Source organism: Hahella sp. NS-SX17 (assembly GCF_057367735.1).
The window spans coordinates 955,977-971,862 of the sequence record NZ_CM170632.1; the positions used below are offsets into that span (position 1 = coordinate 955,977).

The 15,886-nt window shown below is 53.6% G+C and carries 13 protein-coding genes; 2 read left to right on the plus strand and 11 right to left on the minus strand.

What is annotated here, in order from left to right:
- Positions 1-178 precede the first annotated feature (178 nt).
- The 11 genes from AC2IBB_RS04350 to AC2IBB_RS04400 form a co-directional block, all read right to left on the minus strand.
- Positions 179-949 (minus strand): HvfC/BufC N-terminal domain-containing protein, encoded by a 771-nt coding sequence (locus AC2IBB_RS04350; RefSeq protein ID WP_486331681.1) that lies wholly within the window; start codon positions 947-949, stop codon positions 179-181.
- Positions 936-1,790, minus strand: a complete 855-nt coding sequence (gene bufB, locus AC2IBB_RS04355; protein WP_486331682.1) for an MNIO family bufferin maturase — start codon at positions 1,788-1,790, stop codon at positions 936-938. The genes AC2IBB_RS04350 and bufB overlap by 14 nt, the downstream gene beginning before the upstream one ends.
- Entirely contained in the window at positions 1,787-2,038 is a 252-nt protein-coding gene (locus tag AC2IBB_RS04360; protein ID WP_486331683.1) for a BufA1 family periplasmic bufferin-type metallophore, read from the minus strand. Before AC2IBB_RS04360 ends, bufB begins: the two co-directional genes overlap by 4 nt.
- Before the next feature lie 677 nt (positions 2,039-2,715).
- Positions 2,716-3,204, minus strand: a complete 489-nt coding sequence (locus AC2IBB_RS04365; RefSeq protein WP_011394613.1) for an Hcp family type VI secretion system effector — start codon at positions 3,202-3,204, stop codon at positions 2,716-2,718.
- A 747-nt stretch (positions 3,205-3,951) separates the two neighbouring features.
- Positions 3,952-6,606 carry an ABC transporter substrate-binding protein gene (locus tag AC2IBB_RS04370; RefSeq protein ID WP_486331684.1) on the minus strand — a complete coding sequence of 885 codons (2,655 nt, stop codon included), beginning with the start codon at positions 6,604-6,606 and terminating at the stop codon, positions 3,952-3,954.
- A gap of 321 nt (positions 6,607-6,927) precedes the next feature.
- On the minus strand, positions 6,928-7,818 hold the full coding sequence (gene mmsB / locus AC2IBB_RS04375; protein ID WP_486331685.1) for a 3-hydroxyisobutyrate dehydrogenase: 891 nt from the start codon (positions 7,816-7,818) through the stop codon (positions 6,928-6,930).
- 65 nt (positions 7,819-7,883) lie between these two features.
- Positions 7,884-9,005, minus strand: coding sequence for an enoyl-CoA hydratase/isomerase family protein (locus AC2IBB_RS04380; protein WP_486331686.1), 1,122 nt, complete (start codon positions 9,003-9,005; stop codon positions 7,884-7,886).
- A gap of 42 nt (positions 9,006-9,047) precedes the next feature.
- Positions 9,048-9,830 carry an enoyl-CoA hydratase gene (locus AC2IBB_RS04385; protein ID WP_486331687.1) on the minus strand — a complete coding sequence of 261 codons (783 nt, stop codon included), beginning with the start codon at positions 9,828-9,830 and terminating at the stop codon, positions 9,048-9,050.
- On the minus strand, positions 9,830-10,990 hold the full coding sequence (locus AC2IBB_RS04390; protein WP_486331688.1) for an acyl-CoA dehydrogenase family protein: 1,161 nt from the start codon (positions 10,988-10,990) through the stop codon (positions 9,830-9,832). Before AC2IBB_RS04390 ends, AC2IBB_RS04385 begins: the two co-directional genes overlap by 1 nt.
- A gap of 38 nt (positions 10,991-11,028) precedes the next feature.
- Positions 11,029-12,525 (minus strand): CoA-acylating methylmalonate-semialdehyde dehydrogenase, encoded by a 1,497-nt coding sequence (locus tag AC2IBB_RS04395; RefSeq protein ID WP_486331689.1) that lies wholly within the window; start codon positions 12,523-12,525, stop codon positions 11,029-11,031.
- 413 nt (positions 12,526-12,938) lie between these two features.
- Positions 12,939-13,112: a hypothetical protein gene (locus AC2IBB_RS04400; RefSeq protein WP_164887185.1), complete on the minus strand. Its 174-nt coding sequence runs from the start codon at positions 13,110-13,112 to the stop codon at positions 12,939-12,941.
- 275 nt (positions 13,113-13,387) lie between these two features.
- Between AC2IBB_RS04400 and AC2IBB_RS04405 the strand changes: the two genes are divergently transcribed.
- On the plus strand, positions 13,388-14,107 hold the full coding sequence (locus AC2IBB_RS04405) for an ElyC/SanA/YdcF family protein (protein WP_486331690.1): 720 nt from the start codon (positions 13,388-13,390) through the stop codon (positions 14,105-14,107).
- A 124-nt stretch (positions 14,108-14,231) separates the two neighbouring features.
- Positions 14,232-15,878: a response regulator gene (locus tag AC2IBB_RS04410; protein WP_486331691.1), complete on the plus strand. Its 1,647-nt coding sequence runs from the start codon at positions 14,232-14,234 to the stop codon at positions 15,876-15,878.
- The last annotated feature ends 8 nt before the right edge of the window (positions 15,879-15,886 follow it).

Below are 15,886 nucleotides of genomic sequence, written 5' to 3' on the forward strand. Positions count from 1 at the left end.
GAATCGGACGCAACAAAGGGAGCAGTATTAGCTCCCTTCTTTATTGTTATTAACAGGGCGATGATATTGGCGTGTTAATAATCCGGCGTATGGATGCGCCTGCGCGGCGGCCAGTCGCGGGTGACTGGGCTCTGACATGTGCAGGCCCTGTCGTTGCAGACAAATATAAGGAAGCTATTTATCTGCCTGATTGATAAGGAATATACCCGGCGATAAATCCAGCTTGAATACATTGCTGTAGCAAAGCGCCCAAGTCGGTTTCAGGGAATTCCCCGGCAAATCGCTCACACACCACTTCAAAGTCAGGGTTCTCTGCAATGAGGTGCAGGAAGCGGAATACTGGAGCGTCCAGTTCATCTACTCTGGCGCTCCACTCTGGACGCCAGATAAACAGATAAAAGGCTCTCTTGGATAATTCCACTGATGCAAGATCTCCACCAGGCTGGTGAGCCGCCCATATCTCGTGAGCTGGGTGGCTGCACTGAAGCAAATGGGCGTTGGCCGGTAAGCGAAACTGCAGTGGAAGTCCTTGACTGCAGTAGTCATTGAATTGCGACCAGTCATCAGAGGTATGGTCCTCTGCTTCTTCCGCAACATGTATCAAGAGCTCGAGCCCTGCAATGTCTGCAAGAAACTCAATATGCTGCAGCGGTTTAAAGTTCGAAAGAAAGGACACAAATCCAGCGCCAAACTCAGTGAATGAGTTTTCCCGGGAGGGAGTATCCTTAAAATAGCGTCGACTCGTTGCACGGAAACACTCTTCCCCTAGCAGGTCCTCGCAAACTGGAAACATGGTTTGCAAGGCGCGGACATGAGTTTCCCGCAAACTGTCACGGTATATGTCCACACAGATGCGCGCGCTCAAGTTGGCTTTGTCCGTTACTTGGAGACACTCGCCTTGCTGGCGTATCTCTGCAAGCATGCTGAGTTGTAAGTCACGCAGCAACATCCGTTTCCTCCAACAAGCGCTGAGCGATTGCGGCTTCGGCGGCGACCTCATCAAAGCCGGGAATATTATTATCACGCTCGATGAGAGTAGGTCTTGCGCCGATAGTGCTCAGGGCGTATCCATATAAGTCCCAGACGCGTTGATCCACTGGCGCGCCGTGTGTGTCAAGAAGGTGGGTCTGTTTGTCTTCGAAGCCAGCCAGATGGTATTCCGCTACCCGTTGCGCAGGAATGGCGTCGATATAAGTACGCGGGTCAAATTGATGATTGATTGCGCTGACGAAAATGTTGTTGATATCGAGTAACAGCAGACAGTCCGCTTCTTCCGCAATCTGCCTCAGAAAATCCCATTCGCTCATATTGGAGCTGTCATAAGTGAGATAACTGGATACGTTTTCCAACAGAATACGGGTCTCAAAAATATCCTGGACGATTTTTATGCGTTCAGCGACGTGACCTATGGTTTCCTCTGTGTAGGGGAGCGGCATTAGCTCATGCAAATCGACGCCGTGGACGGAGGTCCAGCAGAGATGTTCTGAGATCCAGGCTGGACGTAGCTCACGAGACAAGGTTTGAAGCTTGCCTAAATACTCTTTGTCTAAAGGCTCTGTGCCGCCAAGAGACAGACCGACTCCATGTAACGCGACAGGGTAAATGGTTGCGATATCAAGCAAGCGTTTTCTGGCGACGCCGCCAGCAGTCAGGTAGTTGTCGGTGAGAGCTTCGAACCAAGGGAGAGAGGGGCGTTTATCGAGTATATGGCCGAAGTGGCAGGAACGAAGGCCGATTCCCGCTCCGGAAATCGGCCCAACCGTCTGCCGCCAAAGCGGCATTGGAATCATGACTTAACTTTACCGCCTGTCAGTTTGTCGCAAGTACCAGCGGGAACGTAGATCCACTCATCAGCTACATTATCTTCTGTGGACTGGCCCGCGCAACCATGGTTGCCTGCGGCGCAATCGTTCATGCCAGCTTTGACGACGCCAGCACATTTTTCGAAGCCTGGCTTAGCTGCGTTGGCGGAGCCTGCGACGCCCAGGGCAAGTACGGCTGCGATAGCGGTGGCTGCGGCGGTATTCTTAGCTTTCATTTACTTTATCCTTTAACAGATTTTGATTTGGTTGATTGCAATGCACTAAATGTTTGGTGCTGGCAATTTTGACTTGCTGCGAAGTAAAAAGTTCACACCACTTCTGCAACAAAGCCAATTCTTAGATTAACTTTCCTTAACCAGCAGTTTTCGACGGCGTATGACCTTAACTTCGGTCCTAGAAGGTTGCGACGAATTCTGAACTGGGTATCGAGAATTATAGGGCCTGGAATGCTGATGGGCTAGAATGGTTTCACGAGCGGATCGTATCAGCGCGCACAGCGTGGTTGGGTCCATACTGGCTGGTACGTTGAATGGCGTTATCTGGCTGAGTTCGCCGCCGGTAAGTTTGAATGCGACCTTTAAGCCTGAGCTGTGCTCAGCCTCCTGCATGACTGAGTCTATCTCCCAATCCATATTTCCCCTCCAACTTAAAGTCTGAGTCCTAACCGCCGGAATCTAAACGGTTAATAAAGCTTGAAATTGTAGGGAGATTTCCTGAATTTACATCAGGAACATGGACGAGTGCGCTCTGTCTGAACTGCCTATGACTTTGGCTTATGGAAAAGGCGTGACGATTTGGGAGCGTTAAGGTAGAGAAGGTATGGGGAAGAGAAAATAAAAATGCGGAGGGGCCGAAGCCCGTCCGCACTTTCTGCTGTTTAGCGAAAAAACTATTACAGTTTTTTGCCAGCTTCCAGGTCGTAACCAACACGCTCTGGAGTCTTGCCAGCGTGTTTCTTGTCAGAAGCAGTGTAAGACATAGTCACTTTAGAGAAGCTCAGAGATACAGACTCGCTAGGAGCGGACTCTGCGCCAGCGGAAACGCTGTAGCTGCTGATCATTACGTCTTCCATTTCGTAGGAAACGTATTTTTCGATTTTGTCAGCTTGGGTGCGAACGATGTCGACCACAACTTTAACGCCGGCAGTACCAGTCAGAGACTCTTTGAACAGACCGGAAGAAGCGCTGTCCATCAGCTTGGAAACGGAGATTTCGCTGATGCTAGGACGAGTAGCTTCGCGGTTGGACATATGGCCTGCTTCCATCGTGATGTGGCGACCAACGCCGAATTGGAAGCTGTCCAGACGAATCCAGTCTTTGTAGCCTTCAGCAGTTACGTTGCCTTTAACTTTCAGACCGTCGTAGTTCATGTAAATAGCCATGGTGTATTCCCTATTCTGTAGTTTACGAATGTTTTGTGATCGACATTATATAAAGCGTCTATCAATCGAAAATGCCGTCAAAATTTTTTAAGAAAAAGTAAATTTTTTTCAGAGATAAGCGGCATCCCGTTGAGTCAGCATAATAGAGAGAGAAGGTAGGGTTATCAATACGTAAAATCCTTATTTTTTAATAAGTTAAATCGACTCTGACACTAATTGTTAAACGAACGGGGAAAAGCTTTACATCACTCTGATGGGTTTATTTTGAGCCGTTGCAGCTCACTCTGACCCCAATTATTTATGTGAAAGTATATTGGCCGCCTTTAAGTACTTGTATCTCTCCAGGTTGACTCTGTCCCCATTTTATAAATCACTCTGACACCATTTAATCAGGAAGGATTAAATAATGATCGTTTCACTCTGGGTATTATTAATTGGGATCATTTCTAAATTCTTTTTCTGTAATACGGAAGCACCAATTGATCCGTACTAAAGGCATAATACTATTATTATATTTTGGATTTAATAATACTTAATTGAAGTTGTATTTACACTTGGTCGACAACGAATTGGTTGCTATTTGTCCGATTCGAGAAGTGCAAAAATAAAAAGGAAAGGCGCAAAGTGGGTAAAGGTTAATTATCAGGCGCATGGATGCGTTGGTCCTGTCGTTGCAGACAAACAGAAGGAAGCTATTTGTCTGTCTTATTAATAGTTATGGGGACGTCGTTCAGAGAATGCTGGCGGTCACCAGCTTCTCGATGACAGTGTGAGTGGTTCAAATGCGCCGAATTTATTGAGTTGCAGGGCCCATACACTTTCGCTGGCTTGATGGTCTATGGAGCTGAAGGAGATCAGCTCTCCGATGCCAAGGTCAATGTCTTTCAGATTTTCCAGAGTGGAGACCATGGTTTCTGTGCTGAAGTTGCGGCCAGCCCGCTGTAGCGCCTCTACAAAAAGTGATGCAGCGAGGTAACCTTCCAGTGATTGCGCATCCGGCTTATGCTCAGGGAAATAGAGGCTCATGGCTTGGCGGTGGCGAAGGACGCCTGTCGCGTATGAATGGACCGGAGGCGTTGCCTGGGTCGCGATTAGTCCAGTCGTATGCGGCGCCTCCAAACGTTTCAGTTCTTTTGCCAGCGCGTCGGTGCTGACGGAGGACACAACAGCAATGCGTCCCTCCCAACCGGCTTTACGTATGCGATTGATGGTTCTGGCCGTGGCGGAGTGATTTCCGATCACCACCAGGGCCTGGATCTCGCTTTGCTCTTTAAGAAAGAGACGGGCAGGGCCTTCGACCTGTTCTATGTAGGGCTGGTAAGTGAACTGAGGAATATTCCTTGCGTGCACATTATAAAAAGCGAGAACTCGCTCCATACCGGCCAGCCCGTCACGGCCAGAGACGGTGTCCTCATAAAGTACCGCGATACGGCTGGGTTCGATTTCCTGACTATCTACGAAGTGACGCACAATGGCGAAAGTTTCATCTGCGTATCCAACCCGAAAATTAAACACATAGCGGTCTGGAGGGGTACGGCGTAGTGCTGACGCCCCGGATTGTACGCCTATAACCAGAGTCTGTTGTTCCATTATTGCTGGAAGTTGAGTATCTGGCGCGCCGATATTTCCTATCAAGGCGAATGAGCCTTGTTGTGATAACAGGGTTTGCATATTGATACGTGATTGCAGGGGCTTATTGGCGTCATCGAAAGCCTGTAACGTCAACATGCGCCCATGCACGCCGCCGTTGGCGTTGATTTCATCAAAGTGAGCCTGCACTCCACGTCTTACCGAGCTACCCTGCGCCTGTCCGTCATCACTGATCGCGGCGCTCATACCAATGCGAATTTCTTTTTCACTGACTCCTCGTGGCGAAGACCATCCGTTAATTCCAGCATTGAAGTCAGACAGCTGATATCGCACTTGGGGCGACAACAGACTGGAAGACAGTAGTCCGAGGACAATGGCGGCGCCGGCGAAGAAGTATTTCACGCCAGTAGGGATGCGTAATGACGAACGTCTACGTTGGTCTTTGGAGGGAGGTATTTGTGTCTGGATGCCCGGGTGGGACAGGCTGGCTGCGCCGGAGGTTCCATTACGCGTGAGGTGTAGCGATTTTGTCAGTGTGGCGGAATCCACTTCGATTGGCTGACTGAAGGCGCGCTCTTCTCTTGAATGAGCGGGGTCAACCAAAGTTGCTGGATTCATGTCTTCTACATGGCCAACTGCACCTGCCGCTCTAAAGGCGGATTGAAATTTTTTCGCTTGGTTGAGGTTCAGGTTTTTGCGAACGACAATGCGTTTACCGCTGAACATTTTTTTCAGACCAGCGTCACTGATGGAAAACTTGGCTTTTAGTTTCTTCAGGACGATGGCGCGTTCTGCGCCCCCCGCCAGTTCACCTGCAAATACAAACGCGTAAGTCGTCAGGTTGACCAGTTTCAGGCCATGGTCATTGCTGGAGCGTACGGCATTGCGCGCACGTAGCTGCAGGTCGCGGACCATATCAAGGCAGCTGTCATAGCGTTCCGCTGGATCAATCGCCATGGCTTTGGTGATTACTGGCTCCAGGGTTCTATTACGGGCATCCGCCAGCTCTTTGTCGGTCAACGGCTGCGGCAGATATTTGCGCTGCTGCGCCATGATCTGATGGTGTGTTTCTCCGTTAAAGGGTCTTTCACCGGTGATGCAGTAGTAAAGAACTGCGCCTAACGCGTAGATATCGGCACGGCCGTCGATATCTTTTGAGCTATCAATCTGTTCAGGGGCGAGGTATCCCGGCGTGCCTACCACCAGGCCCATTTGCGTGTACTGCAGGTCCTGCTCTTCCAGAGGTTTGCTGATGCCGAAATCGAGCAGCTTGGCGACAGAATGATTGCCTGATACCTTGGCCACCATGATATTGCCGGGCTTCAGATCTCGATGCACGATATTGAGCTGGTGCGCCGCCTGCAAACCTGCAGCCATTTGCTCAATGAGCCAAACCACGTTTTCCAGAGGCAGGCCATTTGGCCGCTTCTCCATCAAGTCTGAAAGAGCTTCCCCCTGCAGAAATTCCGCTACCAGATACAACATATTGTCTTCGGTGGCGCCGAAGTCGAATACCTGCATGACATTAGGGTGGTTTAACTGACTGGCGATGCGGGCTTCACGGTAGAAGAGCTGGATATAGCCCACATTAGGGGCGCCTGAGCGCAGCACTTTAACGACGACCAGCCGATCCAGCGACAGCTGTCGGGCGACATAAACCCGGCTCATGCCGCCATCGGCCAAGAGATATTCCAGGCGATACATGCCTTTAAGCACACGGCCGATCATTGAGTCGGCGGCGTTATAGCCCGTAGCGTCCTCAAAGGACGTGGGCGCTGGAGTGTCTGTTGTGAACTTTGCAATAGCCGTCATCAACGTCCCTATTCAGATCTGGACAAATTATTCTGTCTCCCATCCGAACAAAGGCGGGGTGGGCGTGTTGACGCCGGAAGAAACCGCGGGTGCTGATGGATGGTTTTGAATTCCAACTGCCGGGCCACTAGTCTGGCCGGAACCTGCTCAAAGTCGATTCAACTTTGATCAGTTTTTATCTTGCCTGATATTCTCTCATATTTATTTAGTGAGTATGGTCTAGGCTGTTCGGGTGATGGCTGGAAGCCCATGGAATGCGGGTTGAACAAAAAATAAAGGCGACATTCAGGCCGCCTTTTTTGACGAGATTTTACAAAGTTGTCACGTTTTTTCGGCGAATAATTTTTGAATGCTTGAGAAGTCCAGCATGCCTGATCCTTGCTTGCTGTGCGCTTGATACAACGATTTGGCCAAACCGCCCATTGGCGTGCTTGAGCGGCTTTGAATAGCGGCCTCCAGGGCCAGACCCAGATCCTTGTTCATCAGATTAACGGCGAAGCCGCCCTCGTACTCGCGCCCGGCTGGTGCGTTCTCCATGACGCCAGGGTAAGGGTTGTACAGTTCCAGAGACCAGTTTCTGCCTGAGCTTTTCAGCATGATGTCGGAAAGCACTTTGGGATCGAGTCCCAGGTTGACTCCTAACTGCAATGCTTCAGCGGTTCCGATCATATGGACGGCGAGCAGCATGTTGTTGCAGATCTTGGCGGCTTGTCCGGCGCCGTGATCACCGGCGTGGAACAGGTTTTTTCCCATGGCGGACAGAATCGGCTGGGCTTTTTCCAGGTCCTGAGGCGAGCCTCCAATAATAAAGGTCAGTGTTCCTGCGGTCGCCCCGGCGGTGCCGCCGGAAACTGGCGCGTCCAACATTGCGAAGCCTTTTTTGTTGGCTTCCGTCGCGATGCGGCGAGACGTTTCCGGCGCGATGGTGGAGCAGTCTATCAACAAGGGCCGCTCACTGAGCTGACTCAGCAGTCCATTATCGCCGAGATAGACTGCTTCAGAGTGCTCGCTGGCTGGCAGCATAGTAACGACGGCGTCGACGCCCCGGGCTGCCTCAAGGGCGCTGCCGCAAGCGGTGGCGCCTGCACTCTCGGCAGCGGAGACAGCGTCTTTGACCAAGTCAAAAACACGTAGCTCAAATCCGGCTTTCAGCAGGTTGTGAGCCATGGGGCCACCCATGTGCCCAAGGCCGATAAATCCGATAGTTTTCATGGTTTCCCTCCAGATTGTTATTTTTGTCTGGGTGATTAATTGGAAGTCCGGGATGCCCCCTGCTTCTAGAGCACGGCCAAGTCATGTAGGGGGCTGGTTTCCCAGGGGGAGACGAAAAACTCGTCGACCCACTCTTTCGGAACGTCCGCGAAGGACGGATAACGCCATTGCGGTTTGAAGTCTTTATCAATGAGCAGGGCTCGCACGCCTTCGCGGAATTCGGGGTGCATCGTACACTGTAGCGCCATGATCAGTTCACGTTTGAAGACGTCAGGCAGACTCAAGCCGTCGCCCTCGTGAATTTGCCGCCATACAAGATGCGCGGTGGTGGGACAGCCATTACGCAGGGACTTTTGCGCTTTACCGACCCAGTCGTCTACCGTGGGGTAGTTCAAAATGGCGTCTACCACCTGCACCAGGGATTCACCTTGAGTGACTTGCTTTATCATGGCGCGATGCTGCGCGACCTGCCCGCCAGGACGCTGGGACTGATGTTGTTCGTTCCAGGAACGCAGCAATTGCGTGACGCGGGTATGGTTGCTCTCAGGGCTGCTCCAGGAGGTTCGGGTCAGCGCTTGTAGAAAGGCTTCCTTTTGCGCATGGGGTAAAAAGCCGTCGGCCCAACCCAGCTCAAGCGCATCAGCGGCGTTACAGGCGGCGCCGGTCAGTCCCAGATAAAGGCCTGCTCCGTCGGGCATGCGGTTGAGGAACCAGGTGCCGCCGACATCGGGAAAGAGCCCGATGGTCACTTCAGGCATGGCGATACGGGAAGACTCCGTGACAATGCGGTGACTGGCTCCTGCCATTAGACCCAAACCGCCGCCCATGACGATGCCGTTGCCCCAGCAGACGACAGGTTTAGGATAGACGTGAATGAGGTAGTCGAGACGATACTCCCGCGTGAAGAACTCTTCTGCGTAAGCCGGCGGACCCTCGCCTGCGTCGCACATGGATTCATACATCTGCACGATATCGCCGCCAGCGCAGAAGGCTTTATCGCCCGCCCCCTGCATAAATACCGCGACGATCTTGTCGTCCAGCCGCCATTCCTGCATGACGCTGTACATCGACTCGATCATGCTCAGCTTCAACGCGTTGAGCGATTTCTCCACGTTCAGGGTGATCACGCCGATGCGGTGACCATCGCTGCATTCGCGCTCTTCAAATAAAACAGGTTTTTCGCTCATTCCACTCTCTTCCATCTATTCAATATTGTCAGGCGTCGCCTTTTAGCGGTTTTTCCATTGCGGCGAGCGTTTTCCGAGGAAAGCGTTGACGCCTTCTTTCTGGTCTTCGGTATCAAACAGATCCACAAACAGTTCTCTTTCTACCGGCAGGCCCATACGTTGCGGCGCGCTGCGGGCGGACTGAATCAGTTCTTTACAGGCGCGCACGGCGGGCGGGCTCTGACGGGCGACTTTTTCCGCCCAGGTCAGTGCGGTCTCGCGGGCGGCGCCTTTTTCCACGACTGCTTCCACCAGTCCGATATTAAGCGCGGTTTCAGCGTTGACTCGCTCACCCATCAATATCATGCGTTTCGCCCAGCCTTCGCCGACCAGCCAGGGTAGATTCTGTGTGCCTCCCGCGCAGGGCAGCAGGCCGACGCTGGCTTCGGGCAGCGCCATTTGCGCATGAGTTTCGGCGATACGCAGGTCGCAGGCGAGCGCGCATTCCAAGCCGCCGCCCATGGCGTAGCCGTTGATGGCGGCGATGGATACGCCGCGGTAGTTGGATAGGGTTTCGAATGCTTCGCCAAAGATACGCGCCATGTGGCGCGCTCTGGCTTTGTCTCCATCGGAGAACAGGTTCAGGTCTGCGCCGGCGGAGAAGAATTTTTCGCCTTGCCCGGTGATCACCAGCGCATAAACGTCTTTGTTGTCATTGAGTTGTTGAATTAACGCCTTGAGCGCCGGCAGACTGGTTTCATCCCAGGTGTTGGCGGGCGGATTGGCGATAGTGAGCACGGCGGTGCGCTCAATGATTTCAAGTTGGAGTTTCTCGGTGCCTGTCATTAGCGAATAGTCTCCATGGCGTGTTCGAGGAGTAGGCGGCGTGCGATGATGACGCGCATGATTTCGTTGGTTCCTTCCAGAATCTGGTGCACCCGGCTGTCGCGAACGAAGCGCTCCAGCGGATATTCCTTGATGTAGCCATAGCCGCCGTGGATTTGCAATGCGTCATTGCAGACCTTGAAGCCGGCGTCTGTTGCGAAGCGTTTGGCCATGGCGCTATAGGTGGAGGCTTCCGGGTGTTTGGAATCCAGCTTGAACGCAGCGAGCCGCACCATCTGGCGGGCCGCCACTAAATCCGTGGCCATATCCGCCAGTTTGAACTGCAGCGCCTGAAAGTCGGACAACTTGCGCCCGAACTGCTCCCGCTCCTGCATATAACGCTGCGCGGTTTCCAACGCGGCCTGGGCGGTGCCGATGGAGCAGGTTGCGATATTAATGCGGCCGCCATCGAGCCCCATCATCGCAAACTTGAAGCCTTCACCTTCCGCTCCAAGGCGGTTGGTTTGGGGAATGCGCACATTATCGAAGGTAATCGCGCGCGTGGGCTGACTATTCCAGCCCATTTTGTCTTCCTTACGGCCGTAGGTGACGCCGGGGGCGTCAGCGGGCACGACCAGCGCGGACACGCCTTTGGCGCCGGGTTCTCCGGTGCGCGCCATCACCACCAGGACATCCGTGCTGCCGGCGCCGGAAATAAACATCTTGGTGCCGTTGATGACGTAATCGGAGCCGTCCTTCTTCGCAGAGGTGCGCAAAGAGGCGGCGTCAGAACCTGCGTTGGGCTCAGTGAGGCAATAGGACGCCAGCAGCTCGCCGGAGACCAGCTTGGGCAACCAGGCCTGACGCAACTCATCATGGCCAAAGCTGGCGATCATCCAGGTGGCCATGTTGTGAATGGTCAGGTAAGCCGTGGTGGAGGTGCAGCCGCGTGACAGCTCTTCGAAGATGATCGAGCTGTCCAGACGGGGCAGGCCCAGGCCGCCCCATTCCTCCGGAGTATACAGGGACAGAAAGCCCATTTCGCCCGCTTTGCGGATTGTCTCCACAGGGAAGTGGGCGGTGGCGTCCCACTCGGCGGCGAAGGGCGCCAGTTCTTTCTCGGCGAAGGCGCGGGCGCTGTCGCGGAAAGCAATTTGCTGTTCGGATAGTTCAAAGTTCACGATACATACACTCTTAACAGTTGCCTATCACCGCATCCTTACCGCATTTGAATGGTCAGGTTCGGACCTTGCACTTCTTCGCCATGATGGAACCAACGGCTGATCACGGTTTTGGTCTCGGTGTAGAAACGCACCGCCTGTTTGCCGTAGGCATGCTGATCTCCATAGAAAGAGTTACGCCAGCCGGTGAAGGAGAAGAAGGGGAGAGGCACGGGAATAGGGATGTTGATGCCGACTTGTCCCACTTGCACATTGCGCTGGAAGTGGCGCGCCGCTCCGCCGGAATTGGTGAACAGCGAGACGCCGTTGCCGAAGGGGTTGTCATTGATCAGCTTGAGGGCGTCGTCAATGGTGTCCACTTGCATGGCGAGCAGCACAGGACCGAAGATTTCCTCACGATAGATCGTCATGTCCGGGGTGACCTTGCTGAACAGCGTTGGACCAACCCAGTTGCCTTCCGGGAAATCCGGGTGGGTGAAGCTGGAGCCGTCCAGAAGACACTGTGCGCCTTCTTCTTTGCCCTTGGCGAGCAGACCCAACACGCGATCTCTGGAACCGCGGCTGATCAGCGGGCCATAGCCGGCGGCTTCGTCGTTCCAGGCGCCGGGCTTCACTTCCGCCATAGAAGCTTTGAGTTCGTCCAGCCACTGTGCGGATTCACCGACGAATACCGCGACGGAGATGGCCATGCAGCGTTGCCCTGCGGCGCCGACGGAGGCGCCGGTCAGATGCGAGATAACCTGCTTCTTGTCCGCATCCGGCATGATGACCATGTGGTTTTTAGCGCCGGTCATACATTGCACCCGTTTCAGGTGCTGTGTGCCGGTGCGATAGATATGCTGTCCGACAGGCGCAGAGCCGACGAAGGAAATGGCTTTGATATCTGGATGCGTCAGCAGCATGTCTACTTGCTCGCGATCGCCGTGCAGAACTTGCAGTACGCCTTTGGGAAAGCCCGCTTCGTCAAACAGTTGCGCGATGCGCATGGGAGTGAGCGGGTCCTGCTCTGAGGGTTTCAGCACGAAGGTGTTGCCGCAGGCCAGCGCCATGGGGAACATCCACAGGGGGATCATCGCCGGGAAATTGAACGGCGTGATGCCGGCGCAAACGCCAAGCGGATGCATGTAGGAGCTGGTATCAATATCCCGCGCTACGTTCTCAACGGTTTCCCCCATCATCATGGAAGGGATATTGCAGGCATGCTCTACGACTTCAATGCCGCGCCAGACATCGCCTTTGGCGTCAGCGAAGATCTTGCCGGTTTCCTGACTGAGAATTTCTGCGATTTCGTCCTGATTCTGCTTGAGAAGTTGCACGAACTTCATCATCAGGCGCGCCCTGTCAATGACGGGGACGTCCTTCCAGGTTTCGAAGGCCTGTTTGGCGCTGGCCACCGCCCGGTTGACTTCGTCCGGGGTGGCGCAGGGAGTGTCGGCCAGATTTAGCTGGGTGGCCGGATTCAGGTTCGGGATGTGGCGGGTGGCTGCGCTTTCCGTAAATGAGCCGTCTATATATAACGGGACCCTGGTTTGCATTTTGGGACTCCTTGTAATCTTATTTTTATGGATAGAATGAGCCTGCTCTGGAAGATGTCGCACGGTCTTCCTCTATGCTCTGAGCCTTGGCTCGCATAGGGCCATTCTAGACCTTATGGCGGCGCAACGGCATTGCAGAATCCACCACGGGAATTAGCCATAACCGCCAAGAGGTAACGTAAATGCGTTATTTAAAAAGAGAAAATCTTGTGGCTGTGGGCGCTAAACGGAATAGCCGGGAAACGTTTTAAGGAAGCGGCTGTGGCGCGAAGGGCCCGGAGTATGCGAGTAAACGCTGTTAAGTTTTTAGAGCTCCCAAGCGGTTGTATTTTGAGAGTGAAGGGGCGTTTGGGGAAGTAAGGGCAGCAACTGACATTGAGTCAGTTGCTTGAGTAATCTGGACGAGTGTCCGATCAGGCGTCAGCGGTGGAGGAGGCTCCTGTGTCTCCCGCTTCGACGGTGGCTGCGTCGCGCTTTTCCTGCGCGCGCTTGATCATGTGGTTAAGTACGGTGCGAACAGTATAGGTTATGCCGAACAACGTCAGGGCCGCAGCTAGAGTTGATTCGATAGGCGCTTCCAATAACATGGTTTCTCCCGAGATTTAAGATGAAAACTTTGGTTAGCGCACTGACTGCATCGAGCTAACCAAAGCTTTCCTCCTGTGTGTTAGTGAAAATTTAACGTTCTCAAGGAGTAAACGGCTATTCGAAAAAGCGGCCGCAGAATAACCAATTAGAGCGGGCGGTTCAAGGCGGAGCTTTGTTAAATTGTGCAAAGATTGGCCTTTTTGATGCTTTTGTATACAAGGATAAAATTGGCAGGTTTATGTTTTTTATAAAGAAATTCATTAGTTACTGGGCAATGCCGTTACCTCTTGCTTTGCTGATCTCATTTATTGCGCTAATGATGTTGATCAGGGGGCGCAGACGAAAATTGGCGCTGGGAATGCTCGGCGTGGTTTGGCTGGGATTGCTCACTATCAGCACCCCCTGGTTCTCTGACAAAGTGATGGAGCCGCTGGAGAGTCAGTATCCACCCTACGCCGGTCAAGAGGTGCGCTATGTGGTGGTGCTGGGCGGTTATCATGAGTCGGATTCGAGTCTTCCTATCACCAGTTATATAGAGGGCGATGCGATATATCGCATTATTGAGGGAATACGGGTGGCTCTGCTTAATCCCGAGGCGAGGCTGCTGGTGTCCGGCTATGCGCGTACGGACCCTCTCTCTAATGCTGAAGCCTACGCGAGACTGGCGGAGTCGCTGGGTTTTCCCCGTGAACGGATCGATCTGCAGGAAGATCCTCGGGATACCCATGAAGAGGCTCTGGCGGCGCAGGCGCGAATGGGGGATCAGCCTTTCGCGCTGGTGACCTCGGCTTATCATATGCCCCGGGCGATGCAGCTATTTGAAGGTGTGGGACTGCATCCTATTCCGGCGCCCACAGGACATACCATCAAACAGCATCGGGAACTGGACTGGCGACGCTTTCGGCCGGCTCTCGGCGGACTGGGCGCGACACAGAAGGCCTGGCACGAATATTTAGGCGCGTTATGGGCCAATCTGGTCGCAAGCATAAATTGAAATAGATCAAAAAACGGGCGTGTCGCCCGACGCTCCGTGGCGTCGATGCTATGCTTAAAACATTCTCGCTTCAAAGATGTTGACGCGCGCTTCCTACTAGTATTTCAAACTGAGCTGAAGACTGATGTTTAACAGGGAATACCGCAATGCACGCTTCCTGATAGTGGACGGCAATACCCAGTTGCGTCTGGCGCTGGAGAAGATGCTGAAATCATTCGGCGCCTGGTACATAGATATGGCGGCGGATGGCGATGAGGCTATCAATAAGTGCGAGCATGGCCTCTTCGACGCCGTCATTTGCGACTACCAGCTCTCAGGCAGAAACGGCCAGCATGTGCTTGAGGAGCTGCGGGAGCGCAAAATCCTGCGTTATACCTCTTTGTTTGTCATGATGTCAGCGGAAACCACCCGGGAGATGGTGCTGGCGGCCATTGATCATCAACCCGACGCTTATATCAACAAACCCATTACTTCCGATGTCTTGAAGCAGCGCCTGGATAACCTGCTGGTGGATAACGAGGTGTTATATGAGCTGAAACACGCTATCGACATGGAGCGCTGGAGCGAAGCTATTTCCCGTTGCGAAGAGAAAATCGCTCGCGGCAGCAAATACTTGCGCTGGTGCGAAAAAACCGTGGCGGAGCTGTATTTTCAGACCGGCGCCCTCAATGAGGCGTTGCGAGTCTATCAGCAGGTGCTGTCCGAGCGGGCGCTGATATGGGCGCAGGTTGGCGTGGCCAGAGTGTACATCGCTCAGGCGGATTATGATTTGGCGGAGGAGCTGCTGCGGAAAGTCGTTGAGGCGGCGCCGAATTGTCTGATCGCCTATGATTTGTTGGCGCGGGTGTTGACGGATACGCATCGAGGCAAGGAAGCCCAGGAGTGGTTGTCGGATGCGGTCAGCCTATCGCCGACGGCCATTTTGCGGCATGCGCGGCTGGGGGATATCGCCTGGGATAATCAAGATGTGGATTGCGCGGTGGAGGCGTTTCGCAATGCCGTTGAGTTGGGGCGGAAAAGTATTTTCGATCGACTCGATAATCACCTTGGATTTTCCCGCAGCCTGTGTGAGCGAGCTGGCGCGTTGCCAAAAGCGATGCGTGAGTCAGCGTTACAGGAGACTGTAGAGGTGCTGCGTACTATGGACGAGCGCTTTGTCATGAATGATACCGCCCGCTTTCAATATGAAGTGGTGGCGGCCAAGGCGTGCTGCATGTTGAAGCATGTAGAAGAACGGGACGAACGATTGGCGCGGGCGGAGACCTTGTATCAGTCGGTCGGACTGAGTCTGCCGAGTCCGAGAGTCATGGAGTATGCGCAAGTACTGCTGGCCAGCGGCAAAGATCTGGAAGCGGAGTTCATTTTATCGCAGTTATCGCTGATGCATGGCGATGAGCCGGAATTGCAAAAGCGGATAGAGGAAATGCGCGACGAGCCGGTCAGTCTGGCGGCGCGCCAGAAAGCATCGGAGCTGAACAAGCAGGGCATCAAGCTGGCCGAGCAGGAGGACTTTAAAGGCGCTGTTGCGGCCTTTAACGAGGCGCTGGAGTATTCCGCCCGACATCCTGCATTAAATCTCAATCTGGCTCAGGTATTGCTGAAACATTTGAGCTCATCACCAGGAGACGGCGCGGCGCGAAGAGCCTGCGCCGCCTGTTTTAGCCGGATCGTGCATATCAAGTCTACGCATAAGCAATACCCGCGCTTTCAGCACCTGCGGAGTAAGTTCGAGGGGATGGATGGCGGCGTCGAGGCGCAGAGCGCCGGTTAGCGGCCCGC